Genomic DNA, 12418 nt, shown 5'->3' on the forward strand with positions numbered 1-12418 from the left:
CAGAGAGGTACTACAACCAGGTCGAAACCCTTGTGGGACAAGGGACTCACGTCAATTGAATGGCTGAGTTCAGGATTGCCACTATTGACGGAAGATTTCGCAAGGAGTAATGCGAAAAACGCCGTTTTTAAGGCTAAACGGACGGCTTTTGGAGGATGAAAGTCCCAAAAAGAACAGGCGCTGTAAGCGCCTTGTAAAACTACTTTTGCTACATCGCCGAAAGGCGGCGACCCTGAGAGTCGACTTATTTGAGGCTGCCTGAAAGGAACTGGCGCAGGCGCTCGCTCTTCGGATTGGCGAAGACCTCGGCCGGCTGGCCTTCCTCTTCCACGAGACCCTTGTGCAGGAACATGACGTGGTTCGAAACGTTGCGCGCGAAACCCATTTCGTGTGTGACCACGATCATCGTGCGGCCTTCCTCGGCGAGCTTCTGCATGACCTTGAGCACTTCGCCAACGAGTTCGGGGTCGAGCGCCGAAGTGGGCTCGTCGAACAGCATCACGTCGGGGTGCATCGCGAGCGCGCGGGCAATCGCCACGCGCTGCTGCTGGCCGCCCGAGAGGTGCGAGGGGTATTGCTTCTCCACGCGCGGCGCGAGACCGACCTTCTCCAGATAGGTGCGCGCGCGCTCTTCGGCGTCCTTGCGCGGCAGGCCCAGCACGTGCACGGGCGCTTCGATCACGTTCTCGAGCACCGACATGTGCGACCAGAGGTTGAAGTGCTGGAACACCATGGCGAGCTTGGTGCGCACGCGCTGGAGTTGCTTTGCGTCGGCGGGGTGCAGGGCGCCCGTGCGCTTGTCCGCGCGAGTGGCGACTTCCTCGCCATCCACCACGATGCGCCCTTCGTTGGGCTGCTCGAGGAAGTTGATGCAACGCAGCATCGTGCTTTTGCCCGAACCGGACGAGCCGATCACGCTGATCACGTCGCCGGCATTGGCCTTCAGGGACACGCCCTTGAGGACTTCGTTGTCGCCGTACTTCTTGTGGATGGAGTCGACGAACAGCTTCTGCTTCTGGGAATTCATCAATTGACCTTTAAACACGCCCTGGCGGGCTCACTTGCCTTGCGGTCGCAGGTACGCGAGCCAGCGGCGCTCTGCGCGGCGGAACAGCCACACGAGCGTGAAAGAAATGATCAGGTACAACAGCGCGGCGATGCCGAATGCGCCGAACGACTGATACGTCGCCGAGTTCACGTCGCGCGCGATCTTCAGGATGTCCGGCACGGTCGCCGTGAAGGCCACGGTCGTTGCGTGCAGCATCAGAATGACTTCGTTGCTGTAGTAGGGCAGGGCGCGGCGCAACGCCGAAGGCAGGATCACGCGGCGGTACAGCGTGAATTGCGACATGCCGTACGCGCGCGCAGCTTCGATCTCGCCGTAGGGCGTCGCCTTGATCGCGCCCGCGAAGATTTCGGTGGTATACGCGCAGGTGTTGAGCGTGAACGCCAGCAGCGTGCAGTTCATGCCGCTCCTGAAGAACGCGCTCGTGAGTTCGTGGTTGCGCACGATCTCGAGGCTGTAGAGGCCCGTGTAGCACAGCAGCAGCTGCACGTAGAGCGGCGTGCCGCGGAAGATGTACGTGTAGAGCCACACGAGCCCGGCGAGCCACTTCTTCTTCGACACGCGGGCCACGGCGAGCGGCACCGAGAGGCAGAAGCCGAGTCCGATCGAGATGACGAGCAGCCACAGCGTAATGGCCACGCCGCTGAAATGGTAGCCGTCGGAGAAGAGATAGTTGCGCCAGTACTGCTGGATCAGTTGGACGAAGTCTTGCATGGTCTTGGCCTCGCGCGATTCAGAGATCCGCCTTGCGCACACCGGTGGAGTAGCGCTTGTCGAGATACATCAGCACGAAGTTGGAGACCGTGGTGATGACGAGATAGATCGCGCCGGCGAGCAGCGTGAAGAAGAAGAAACGCAGCGTGCCCTTGCCGGCGTCCTGGCTAGCCTTCACGACGTCGGCGAGGCCGATGATCGAGACGAGCGCCGTGGACTTCACGAGCACCTGCCAGTTGTTGCCGATGCCGGGCAGTGCGAAGCGCATCATCTGCGGGAACATGATGCGCGTGAACACCTGCCAGCCCGTCATGCCGTAGGCGTGGCCCGCTTCGAGCTGGCCGCGCGGCACGGCGAGGAACGCACCGCGGAACGTCTCGGTGAAGTACGCGCCGTAGATGAAGCCGAGCACGACCACGCCCGCGAGGAACGGATCGATGTCGATCTGATCCCAGCCGAGCATGTCGGTGAGATTGTTCAGCCAGATCTGGATGCTGTAGAAGAGCAGCAGCATGAGCACGAGATCGGGCACGCCGCGAATGAGCGTGGTGTAGAGCGTGCCCGCGCCGTGCGCGACGCGGTTTTTGGAGAGCTTGGCCGCCGCGCCGATCAGCCCGAGCACGAACGAGAGCGCGAGCGACAGCACGGCGAGCTTGACGGTCTGCCAGGTGCCGGCGAGGATCAGCGGGCCGTAGCCTTGAAGAAACATGGGCAAGTCCTTGACGATGCGTTTCTCACACCGCGAAAGGCGCGGCTGTCTGCCGCGGTTCAAATCCGGTCATGGCCGCGCGGTTTATAGCCTGGTCGCGCGCGGCCGATGCAATTGCGCTCGTGAGCGCGCCTGTGACTGTATACGAAGCCCGGTGGCGGTCTATCGGGGAGCCCCCGGGGCTTTTGATGTGTCGTGGCGCGAGGCGCGAGCGGTGGTGTCTCGTTGTTTATTTACCTGCGTGTGCTTTCCCGTTCACTTGCCTTTGTAGATATCGAAGTCGAAGTACTGCTTCGCGATCTTGTCGAACGTGCCATCGGCGTGAATCGCGGCCAGCGCCGTGTTGAACTTCGCCTTCAGGTCGGCGTCGTCCTTGCGCAGGCCGATCGCGGTGCCGTCACCGATCGTCGCCGGGTCTTCCACTTCCGGGCCCGCCCACGCGAAGCCCTTGCCGCGCGGCGTTTTCAGGAAGCCGAAATCCGCCTGGACCTCGTCTTGCAGCGTGGCGTCGAGGCGCCCGGCGATCAGATCCTGGTAGACCTGATCCTGATTCTGGTACGAGATCACGTTCACGCCCCGCGGCGCCCAGTGCGCCTTTGCGTACGCTTCCTGGGTCGAGCCCTGCTCGACGCCCACGTTCTTGCCCTTGAGCGAAGCCGGCGTGGGCAGAAGCGGCGAGCCCGCCCGCGCGAGCATGCGTGCGGGCGCATCGAACATCTTCGCGGAGTAATCGATCTGCTGGGCGCGCTGCGGCGTGATGGTCAGCGACGACACGATCGCATCGAACTTGCGGGCCTTGAGCGCCGGGATGATGCCGTCGAGGTCGTTCTCGACCCAGACGCACTTCACGCTCATGCGCGCGCACAGGGCTTTCGTGAGGTCGACATCGAAGCCGACGATCTGTCCGTTCGGCGCTTTGGATTCGAACGGCGCATAGCTGGCGTCCACGCCGATGCGCACGGTTTTCCACTCTTTGGCGGCGGCGCTGCCTGCGATCAGGGCGAGCGCCACGCACACTGCAAACTTCTTCATCATTCTCCTGTCGAGCCGGAGCGAGTGCTTTTTTTAGCACTGACTCCGTCCCATGCACGACTGATACGGGCGGCGCGGCGCGGTAGGGGCGCGCGGCCGACGCAAGGCGGACCGGCTCGTGGCCGTTGGCCGCCATTCTAGGTGATCAAAAATGCGGGTCGGAAAGCGCGACGCACTCCGGCCCCTGCGGCAGCGCGCGCTGGCGGGGCGGATAATCGCCACGGGGTGTCCACCCCGGGGCCATCAGGGCTCACGCCGGCCGAAAAGCGCGGTATTTTACCCGAAGCCGGGGGGCGTGCGGGTCTGACGCAGGGCGACGTCGGCAGCGCAGCGCATTGATGTTGCTGGTGAAACGATGCGGTGCGCCGCTGCGGATTGTGCAAGTGGGCCGCCGCCCTTACCTTCGGACATCGACATGATTGACCGGAGATTGCCATGCTGACTATCCGACGCGCCGACGAACGCGGCCATGCCAACCACGGCTGGCTCGACTCGTACCACAGCTTTTCGTTTGCCGACTATTTCGACGAAGCGCACATGCACTACGGTGCGCTGCGGGTGCTCAACGACGACCGCATCGCGGGCGGCCAGGGCTTCGGCGCGCACGGCCACCGCGACATGGAGATCGTGACCTATGTGCTTTCCGGCGCGCTCGCCCACCGCGACAGCATGGGCAACGGCTCGACCATCCGCCCCGGCGACGTGCAGCGCATGAGCGCCGGCACCGGCGTGATGCACAGCGAGTTCAACGGCTCGAAGGAAGAGCAAGCGCACCTGCTGCAGATCTGGCTGCTGCCGCGTGAGCGGGGCGGGGCGCCCGGCTACGAGGAGAAGCGCTTCGACGACGCCGACAAGCGCGGGCGGCTGCGCCTCGTCGCCTCGCCCGACGGGCGCGACGGCTCGGTGACCGTGCAGTCGGATGCCGCGATCTACGCGGCTCTGGTCGACGGCGACGAGCGCGTCGAGTATTCGGTGCCTGCCGGGCGGCGCGTCTATCTGCATGTGGCGCGCGGTGCGCTCGACGTGAATGGCCAACGCCTCGAAGCCGGTGATGCCGCGATGATCGAGACCGAGGCGGCCGTCGCGCTTGCAAACGGTGCCGCGGCCGAAGTGCTGCTGTTCGATCTCGCCTGAGCCGTTGACGGGCGGCGGCAAGCGGCCGCCCGCGCCATGAAAAAAAGCGCCGCGGGGTGCGAATCCCGCGGCGCTTTGTCGCGCCGCTTTGTCGCGCAATGCGCGCGCGCGTGTGCCGATTACTGCTGGGCAGCCGGTGCCGAAGCGCCGCCCTTATGGTGCTGCTCCCAGCGCTCGCGCATCTGCTCGTGGCGCTGCTCCATCTTCGCGAAGCGTTCCTTGATCGCCGTGCTCACGGTCGTCTTCTGCTGGTCGTTCAGGCCGTTGTAGAAGGCGAGCCACGCTTGCGTGGTTTGCTCGCGCAACTGCTGGTTCTGCTGCTCGACCTGCTCGTGCGCCGTGTGCATGGCGTTCAGGTCGAGGATCGGCTGGTTCTTCATCGAATCGAACTGCTGCTTCATCTGCTCATGATTCTTGCGCATGGCTTGACCGTTCTGCTTCATCGTGTCGAGCGCGGCCTGCCATTGCTTTTCCTGCGCGGCGTTCAGGTTCAGCTTGTCGTGCAGCTTCTTGAAGCCGAGCATGAAGTCGCCGTGCATGCCGGGGCCGCCATGCATGCCTGGAGCGCCGTGCATCATGCCCGGACCGCCCGGGGGCGGCGGGGTCTGGGCGTTGGCGGCGGTGGCGCCCAGGGTGAGCGCGAGCGAGGCAGCGGCGATAGCGAGAAGGCGCGAAGTCGTCTTGTACATGGTGATGCTCCTGACAAATCCATGAGGGTTTTATCCGGTCTGGCGCGGCGCTTTCGGAAAGTGGTGGCGCTCGCAACCGGTGTCCCTAGCGTATCGACCGGGCAGCCAGCGCGTGTTACGCGGCGGGGCGCCGAGATTACGCGACATTACACGCGCCTTTCGCGGTAACACCTCGTAACCCAGCTGGAAGAGCTGTAAGCAAACGGCCCGTGCGCGCGCGTTACACTTCATCCCATGGCTACTCAAATCCTTGTCGTCGACGACGACCTCGAACTACGCGACCTCCTGCGCGACTATCTCGCGCGCCAGGGCATGGAAGTCTCGGTGCTGCACGACGCCGGCTCGCTGGAGCGGCGGCTCGAGCGCGAGCGTCCGGACCTGATCGTGCTCGACCTGATGATGCCGGGCGTGGACGGCCTGACCGCACTGCGCAAGCTGCGCGCAGCCGGCGACGACATCCCCGTGATCATGCTGACGGCGCGCGCGGACGACGTGGACCGCATCGTCGGCCTCGAACTGGGCGCGGACGACTACCTCGGCAAGCCGTTCAACCCGCGCGAACTGCTCGCGCGCGTGCAGGCGGTGCTGCGCCGGCGCCGCACGGTGCCTTCGGCCGCCGCGCCCGAGCAGCGCGAGCCGTACGCGTTCGGCCGCTTCACGCTCGACTTCCAGTCGCGCACGCTGCAGCAGGAGGGCAAGCCCATCATGCTGTCGGGCAGCGAGTTCGCGCTGCTGAAGATTTTCGTGAATCACCCCATGCGTACGCTCACGCGCGAGCGCCTGCTGGAATTGCTGCACGGTCCCGAGTACGACGGCACCGACCGCGGCATCGACGTGCAGGTATGGCGTCTGCGACGCATTCTCGAAAGCGACCCGTCCACGCCGCGCTTCATTCAGACCGTCCGCGGGCGCGGCTACGTGTTCGTTCCCGACGGAGAGCAGGGCAACCATGCGCCAGCCGGTTGATTCGCTGTTCGGGCGCCTCGCGGTCATCTTCATCGGCGTTCTACTGGTGTCGCATGTCGCGTGGTTCACGCTCATGCGCGTCGAACACAATCAGATGCAAACGCGCTACGCCGTCGAGGAAGCGACCTTCCTCGTCGACGCGGTGCGCCAGCACGTCGAGCGCGAGCCCGACCAGCCGCTGCCTTCGCGCGTGCAACTCGTCGATCCGGCGAGTCCCGCCGTGCCGCCGGTCACCGACCGCATGCCCGAGCCGCTGCGCCGTTTCATCGACGACGTGCGCGAACGCATGCCGCCTGGCACCGACGTGCGCGTCGGGCCGCCCGGCGGGCCGCCCACGCTCTGGGTGCGCGGGCCGCAGGACGCCCGCTGGATCGTGCTGCCGGGCCAGCCGCTGCGGATCATGCGGCCGCTCGACAAGTTTCTGCCTTGGGTCATCACCATTTTCGCCACCGCTGTGGTCGCCGCGCTCGTGGCCGCGTGGATGCTGCAACAGCCGCTGAGCGCGCTCGCGCAGGCCGTGGGGCGCTTTGGCCGCGGCGAGCCCGTGCCGCCCGTGCCCGAACGCGGGCCGCGCGAGCTGCGTCAGCTCACGCTAGGCTTTAACCAGATGGTCAAGGAAGTCGAGCGTACGGAGAAAGACCGCGCCGTCATGCTGGCGGGCGTGGCGCACGATCTCAAGACGCCGCTTGCCCGGCTGCGCCTGCGCGCCGAAATGATGGACGAGCAAAAGGTGCGCGACGGCGTGGTGCGCGATGTCGAGTCGATGGCGCATATCGTCGACCAGTTCCTCGTGTTCGCGCACGACGGCGCCGATCGCAGCGAGCCCGTCGAGGTCGACGACCAGTGCGAGCGTATCGCGCGCAACCACCGCACGGCGAGCGGCGAGACGATTGCGATCGAAACGCGTCTGCGTGCGGGTCCGGAGTTTCGCCTGCCTGCGGCCACGCTCGAACGCGTGGTATCGAACCTGCTCGACAACGCGCATGCGTACGGCGCACCGCCTGTCGTGATCGAGAGCGAGCGCGGCGCGACGGGTTTTTCGCTCACCGTGCGCGACCACGGCAAGGGCATCCCCGACCAGGAGCTGACGCAGGCGAGCCGGCCGTTCGTGCGCCTCGACCCGGCGCGCGGCGGCAACGGCCACAGCGGCCTCGGCCTCGCGATCGTCGAGCGGCTCGTGCGCCGCGCGGGCGGCGAGCTTTCGATCGGCAACGGCGAGAGCGGCGGCCTCGCGGTGCGCATGACGTTTGCGTTCGACGTGGTGGAGCGCACCGTCACCGAGGCGGCGCAGATCTGGTAAATCGCGCTGGAATGGGTTTGGCGCAGGCCCTCAGCGAACGGGCGGGGCATGGCCGGAGGGGCTCGCCCGAAGGCGCCGGTACAGCGACGCCAGGTTCAGCCAGGTCAGGTTTGGCGCAGCCGCTCAGGCCGTAAAGAGCGTATCGAGCGCGGCGGCGGCCTCGTTGTCCACCGTGTTGTAGGTCACGGTGTCGGCCTCGAAGATGTAGTGCGTGGTGTACTTGCCGAGGCGGGCAAGAATCTCTTCCTGAATCAGCTCGGGCGTGGCGTCGAGTTTCAGGTACCACGCGGTCGATGACAGGCGCGTCTGGAACGCGCCGTACTCGACCATCAACTGGTCGAACGCGAGCGCATCCTGATCGCGGCAGACAATGACCAGATTTCCCTTCATGCATGCCTCCAGATTTGTGCGGAACACCGAAGTGACGCGGTTTGACTCATGCGCACCGTATGGACTGGCGCGCACCGTTCATCCCATGATACCGCGCCTCGCCGGTTGAGCCGGGCGAGCCCAGCAGCCTGGTACGGGCATCCCTCGTGTGATGGGTTGGGCAAGCTCGTTGCGCACTCACCAGGTCGGCGCCGCGGCGCGCGGCGGCACGACGCCCTCGGCCGTCATGGCCTCGCAACGGTCGCGCCCGGCCGCCTTCGCCATATAGAGCGCGAGGTCGGCGCGGCTCATCAGACGCTCGGGCTGATCCTGCGCGGCCGCAAGTTCGGTCACGCCGATGCTCACGCTCACGCTCGCTTCCTCGGGCAATTCCACGCAAATGCGTTTGCTCACCTGCTCGCGCAGGCGATCGAGCACCATGAGCCCCGTGGCAAGCGAGGTCGCGGGCAGCAGGATGCCGAACTCCTCGCCGCCCAGGCGTCCGACGGCGTCGTCGGCGCGCAGTTCGGCGCGGCAGGTCTCCACGAAATGCTGGAGCGCGCGGTCGCCCGCCGGGTGGCCGAAGCGGTCGTTGATCTGCTTGAAATAGTCGAGGTCGGCAATCGCCATGCACAGCGGTTCGCCTGCCTCGTAGGCCGTGTCGATCTCGCGGCGCAGCAGGTCGAGGAAGTAGCGCCGCGAGAGCGCGCCGGTCAGGGCGTCGTGGCGCGCCTCGGCGGCGAGCAGGGCGTTCGCGGCCTGCAACTGCCCGGCGAGATCACGGCTCGCGTGGTGCAGACGCCGCTCGCGCACCCACGACACCGAGATCACCGCAGCGAGCGCCGCGGTGCCCGCGAGCGTGAGGAAAATGAGGAGCCGGTCGCGCCGATGGTTCGCGATCAGCTCGGACCACGCATTGACCGGATCGACGAGGTGCGCCGAGAGCCCGGAGTTCAAGCCGCCGCGCTGCTCGTAGAGGGCAGGCGTGCGCTGGCCCGGCAAGGCGACCATTTGCGCGGCGTCGGCGCGCGGGATCCACGGCGCTTCGCTCAACACGGGTTTCGATGCCGAGCGCAGCTCGAGCGGCGCGAAGTGCTCGCGCAGATAGGTGTTCACGCGGTCCAGCGCGTTCATTTCGGCGACGTGTGAGCCCGGCAGTGCGCGTCCTTCGAGCGCGCTGTCATGGGCCATGATGATGACGCCATTGTTGTCCGCGACGAAGGTGCCGGGGCGGGTGACCCAGTGGCGCAGCCGCGCGATGCTGACCTTCGCGACTACGGCGCCGACCAGCAGGCCGTCGTCATAGGCGGGCGCGGCGACGAAAATGCCTGGCTCGCCGCTTGCCGTGCCCACGCCGTAGGCCTCGGAAAACGCCCCGAGCAGCGTGTCGTTCAGATACGCGCGCGGACGCATGTCCACGCCGACGTAGGAGATTTTTTCGAGTGCATTGCTCGACGCGATGCAGATGCCGTTCGCGTTGACGAGCCAGATTGCATCGAGCCCGGAGAAGCCCTGGGCGTCGTGGAGGAAGCGGTCGACCCCGGCGAGCGCCGGCACGCCCTGCAACTCCTTGCGCCGCGCCAGTTCCGTCGAATCGCTCGACGCGGCATAATGCGCGGCCCCAGTGAGCGCCTGCTGGACGACGCGGGTTTCGGCCATCGTCGCCGGAATGGCGCGCGACATGGCGAGGTCGCTGGCGATCACTTCGGCCATGTTGTCCACGACCGAGCGCATCATCTGGCGCTGTGCGGCGAGCGCGGCCTCGAACTCCTGGCGGACCATGCGGTCCGCGAGCCAGCCGGCCGCCGCCCAGCAGACGAGCGCGACCACCACGACCCCGAGGGGCCCGGCTGCCTGACGCAAGAGTCTCCTGTTCATCGGCCTTCTGGTTCGTGAGTGGTATTGAGGCGTGGGTGTCGGCGCCCGGGGCGTAGGAGCGCTACTGACGGAGCGTGTCGATTTTACCCCTCGAAACGGGGCTGGCGAGCCCGCTATCTAAGCGTCAGTGCGGCGTTGCGAGGCGGCGCGAGCGGGCGGCGGCGAGAGCGTGGACCGCTAACATGCAAGGCGCATGCCGTCAGCACGGCGACACGCGGCGATGAGCGGGGTCGACGGAGCGTTAAACGCGGTCGGCGCGGCTTCGCGTGAACGGTTCACGCGCGTGCCAGCGTGTGGCGCGCAAGCGACGCCCACTGGCGTTGGCGGCGCGAATGAGGCAAGCGCGGAGGCGGCCCCGGCGTCGTTGTGTCATCAAGGCGTCATCGATGCGTCATCACGATGACGTGCACATCCCGCGCGCGGCGCCTTCTGGAAGCTCTCCAGAAGGCCGGCGAAAGCGCCGCGAAAGCCCGTGTGGTCTGGCTTTCGAGGCGTGCCGGGCGCGGTTGTGAGTGTCATCAAGGTTGTAGTAGTGTCGTGCCGTTTCAGTCGAGGCAAGCCCCCCCGCCAGTTGCCAGCCGCAACTGCGGCGCGGGCGGTGCGTACCACCGCGGCATCGTCGCCGTGTCATCAACGCCAACGAAATTCTGAGTCCATGCGCCTTGCCTTTGTCGATCCGCCATCCCCGCAGCTCGTGCAGTGCCTTTCCGGCGGCACGGACGTCAAGTCGTCCGCCTTTCTGAAACCCGTCGCGGAGGGCGTCTGAATGGAGTTCAGCTTCAACCTGAACCGCACGGCCAACGCCTCGGCGTGGCGCGTGCTGCCGAACCGCTGGGACTTCGTGGCGTTCCCGCTGATGATCGGCCTGATCGCAATGGCGGCCGTGGGCTTTCACGAAACGATGGCGCCCATTGCCACGTTGAAGGCGCAGCCCATCTCGCTCGATCCCGCGAACCTGCCCGAGTACGCCATGCGCACCACGCTGCGCATGCTCGCGGCGATGGTGGCCTCGCTGATCTTCACGCTCGTCTACGGCACGCTCGCGGCGAAGAGCCGCCGCGCGGGTCAGGTGCTCGTGCCGATTCTCGATATCCTGCAGTCGGTGCCGGTGCTCGGCTACATCTCGTTCACGGTCACGTTTTTTCTCGCGCTCTTTCCCTCGCGCGTGCTGGGGGCCGAGCTCGCGGCGATCTTCGCGATCTTCACGAGCCAGGCCTGGAACATGACGTTCAGCTTCTACCAGTCGCTGCGCACGGTGCCGCGCGATCTGGATGAAGTCTCGCGCGGGTTTCATCTGACCGCATGGCAGCGCTTCTGGAAGCTCGAAGTGCCGTTCTCGATGCCGGGCCTCATCTGGAACATGATGATGTCGATGTCGGGCGGCTGGTTCTTCGTGGTGGCCTCCGAAGCGATCACGGTGGGCAACAACACGATCACGCTGCCGGGTGTCGGCGCGTATCTGGCCCAGGCGATCGCGGAAAAGAACCTGCACGCCGTGGGCTGGGTGATCCTCGCGATGGTCGTCGTGATTCTCGCGTACGACCAGTTCCTGTTCCGCCCGCTCGTCGCGTGGGCCGACAAGTTCCGCATGGAGAACACGAGCTCGGGCGACGCGCCCGAATCGTGGCTGCTCGACCTGATTCGCCGCACCCATCTCATTCATCAACTGCTCGTGCCGCTCGGCTGGCTCTTCGCCAAGGCTGCGCGCATGCCGATCAAGCTGCCGTCGTTTCCGAACGTGACGTTCGCGGCGCCCGTCGCGCGCGGCCGCCCCGGCTTGCGCGCACGCATTGGCGACGCCGTGTGGGCCGTGCTCGTGATCGCATTGACCGTGTTCGTCGTGTGGCGCGTGGTGACCTTCGTACGCACGGGTGTGACGCTCGACGAAGTGTGGCACGTGCTCGGCCTCGGCTTCATCACGCTCTTTCGCGTGATCTTGCTGATTGCCATCGCTTCGGTGATCTGGGTGCCGCTCGGCGTGCTGATCGGTCTGCGCCCGGCGCTCGCCGAGAAGGTGCAGCCGCTCGCGCAGTTCCTCGCGGCGTTCCCGGCGAACCTGCTGTTCCCGGTGTTCGTGATCGTGATCGTGCGCTTTCACCTGAACCCGGACATCTGGCTGTCGCCGCTGATCGTCCTCGGCACCCAGTGGTATATCCTGTTCAACGTGATCGCGGGGGCCAGCGCCTATCCGAACGACTACAAGGAAGCGGCGAAGAACTTCCGCATTCGTGGCTGGCAGTGGTGGCGTCAGGCCATGCTGCCGGGCATTTTCCCGTACTACGTGACGGGCGCCATCACGGCTTCGGGCGGCGCGTGGAACGCGAGTATCGTCGCGGAGTTCGTGCAGTGGGGCGACACGAAGGTCGTCGCGCACGGCCTCGGCGCCTACATCGCGCAGATGACGGCGGCCGGCGATTACCCGAAGATCATCCTCGGCATTGCCGTGATGTCGCTCTTCGTCACGCTGTTCAACCGCCTCTTGTGGCGCCCGCTGTACACGTACGCCGAGTCCCGTCTGCGGCTCGACTGATCGACGACTGATCGAACAACGAATGATCGAA

11 protein-coding genes are annotated in these 12418 nt (G+C 65.9%); 4 read left to right on the forward strand and 7 right to left on the reverse strand.

Features of this window, described 5'->3' with window-relative positions:
- Positions 1-244 precede the first annotated feature (244 nt).
- The 4 genes from ACOJB8_RS17175 to ACOJB8_RS17190 all read right to left on the reverse strand — a co-directional run bounded on the left by ACOJB8_RS17175 (position 245) and on the right by ACOJB8_RS17190 (position 3521).
- A complete protein-coding gene (locus ACOJB8_RS17175; RefSeq protein WP_342947891.1) occupies positions 245-1027 on the reverse strand; it encodes an ABC transporter ATP-binding protein in 783 nt (260 codons plus the stop codon).
- Positions 1028-1057: 30 nt separating this feature from the next.
- The gene (locus tag ACOJB8_RS17180; protein WP_028210520.1) at positions 1058-1780 is read right to left on the reverse strand and encodes an ABC transporter permease; all 723 of its coding nucleotides are present in this window, start codon (positions 1778-1780) and stop codon (positions 1058-1060) included.
- Between the two features lie 19 nt (positions 1781-1799).
- On the reverse strand, positions 1800-2489 hold the full coding sequence (locus tag ACOJB8_RS17185; protein ID WP_028207717.1) for an ABC transporter permease: 690 nt from the start codon (positions 2487-2489) through the stop codon (positions 1800-1802).
- Positions 2490-2744: 255 nt separating this feature from the next.
- Positions 2745-3521, reverse strand: coding sequence for an ABC transporter substrate-binding protein (locus tag ACOJB8_RS17190; protein ID WP_475013437.1), 777 nt, complete (start codon positions 3519-3521; stop codon positions 2745-2747).
- Between the two features lie 435 nt (positions 3522-3956).
- Between ACOJB8_RS17190 and ACOJB8_RS17195 the strand changes: the two genes are divergently transcribed.
- Positions 3957-4655, forward strand: a complete 699-nt coding sequence (locus tag ACOJB8_RS17195) for a pirin family protein (protein WP_368616969.1) — start codon at positions 3957-3959, stop codon at positions 4653-4655.
- Between the two features lie 119 nt (positions 4656-4774).
- On the opposite strand, the gene ACOJB8_RS17200 is transcribed toward ACOJB8_RS17195, so the two are convergent.
- A complete protein-coding gene (locus ACOJB8_RS17200; RefSeq protein ID WP_475013438.1) occupies positions 4775-5344 on the reverse strand; it encodes a Spy/CpxP family protein refolding chaperone in 570 nt (189 codons plus the stop codon).
- A 234-nt stretch (positions 5345-5578) separates the two neighbouring features.
- On the opposite strand from ACOJB8_RS17200, the gene ACOJB8_RS17205 reads away from it, so the two are divergent.
- Both ACOJB8_RS17205 and ACOJB8_RS17210 read left to right on the forward strand, forming a co-directional pair.
- The gene (locus tag ACOJB8_RS17205) at positions 5579-6310 is read left to right on the forward strand and encodes a response regulator (protein ID WP_028207713.1); all 732 of its coding nucleotides are present in this window, start codon (positions 5579-5581) and stop codon (positions 6308-6310) included.
- Entirely contained in the window at positions 6294-7610 is a 1317-nt protein-coding gene (locus ACOJB8_RS17210; protein WP_342947894.1) for an ATP-binding protein, read from the forward strand. Before ACOJB8_RS17205 ends, ACOJB8_RS17210 begins: the two co-directional genes overlap by 17 nt.
- A gap of 123 nt (positions 7611-7733) precedes the next feature.
- Here ACOJB8_RS17210 and ACOJB8_RS17215 read toward each other — a convergent pair whose 3' ends face one another.
- On the reverse strand, positions 7734-8000 hold the full coding sequence (locus ACOJB8_RS17215) for a double-stranded DNA-specific endonuclease (protein WP_028207711.1): 267 nt from the start codon (positions 7998-8000) through the stop codon (positions 7734-7736).
- Positions 8001-8177: 177 nt separating this feature from the next.
- Positions 8178-9857 (reverse strand): GGDEF domain-containing protein, encoded by a 1680-nt coding sequence (locus tag ACOJB8_RS17220; RefSeq protein WP_069265401.1) that lies wholly within the window; start codon positions 9855-9857, stop codon positions 8178-8180.
- A gap of 766 nt (positions 9858-10623) precedes the next feature.
- Here ACOJB8_RS17220 and ACOJB8_RS17225 point away from each other — a divergent pair.
- A complete protein-coding gene (locus tag ACOJB8_RS17225; protein WP_368610239.1) occupies positions 10624-12387 on the forward strand; it encodes an ABC transporter permease in 1764 nt (587 codons plus the stop codon).
- Positions 12388-12418: the final 31 nt, after the last annotated feature.

This window comes from Paraburkholderia sp. BR10141, from assembly GCF_056155635.1.

Bases quoted from the DNA above. Each gene is read 5' to 3' on its own strand.
- ACOJB8_RS17175 (WP_342947891.1), bottom strand. From the start codon at position 1,027: ATGAATTCCCAGAAGCAGAAGCTGTTCGTCGACTCCATCCACAAGAAG.
- ACOJB8_RS17180 (WP_028210520.1), bottom strand. From the start codon at position 1,780: ATGCAAGACTTCGTCCAACTGATCCAGCAGTACTGGCGCAACTATCTC.
- ACOJB8_RS17185 (WP_028207717.1), bottom strand. From the start codon at position 2,489: ATGTTTCTTCAAGGCTACGGCCCGCTGATCCTCGCCGGCACCTGGCAG.
- ACOJB8_RS17190 (WP_475013437.1), bottom strand. From the start codon at position 3,521: ATGAAGAAGTTTGCAGTGTGCGTGGCGCTCGCCCTGATCGCAGGCAGC.
- ACOJB8_RS17195 (WP_368616969.1), top strand. From the start codon at position 3,957: ATGCTGACTATCCGACGCGCCGACGAACGCGGCCATGCCAACCACGGC.
- ACOJB8_RS17200 (WP_475013438.1), bottom strand. From the start codon at position 5,344: ATGTACAAGACGACTTCGCGCCTTCTCGCTATCGCCGCTGCCTCGCTC.
- ACOJB8_RS17205 (WP_028207713.1), top strand. From the start codon at position 5,579: ATGGCTACTCAAATCCTTGTCGTCGACGACGACCTCGAACTACGCGAC.
- ACOJB8_RS17210 (WP_342947894.1), top strand. From the start codon at position 6,294: ATGCGCCAGCCGGTTGATTCGCTGTTCGGGCGCCTCGCGGTCATCTTC.
- ACOJB8_RS17215 (WP_028207711.1), bottom strand. From the start codon at position 8,000: ATGAAGGGAAATCTGGTCATTGTCTGCCGCGATCAGGATGCGCTCGCG.
- ACOJB8_RS17220 (WP_069265401.1), bottom strand. From the start codon at position 9,857: ATGAACAGGAGACTCTTGCGTCAGGCAGCCGGGCCCCTCGGGGTCGTG.
- ACOJB8_RS17225 (WP_368610239.1), top strand. From the start codon at position 10,624: ATGGAGTTCAGCTTCAACCTGAACCGCACGGCCAACGCCTCGGCGTGG.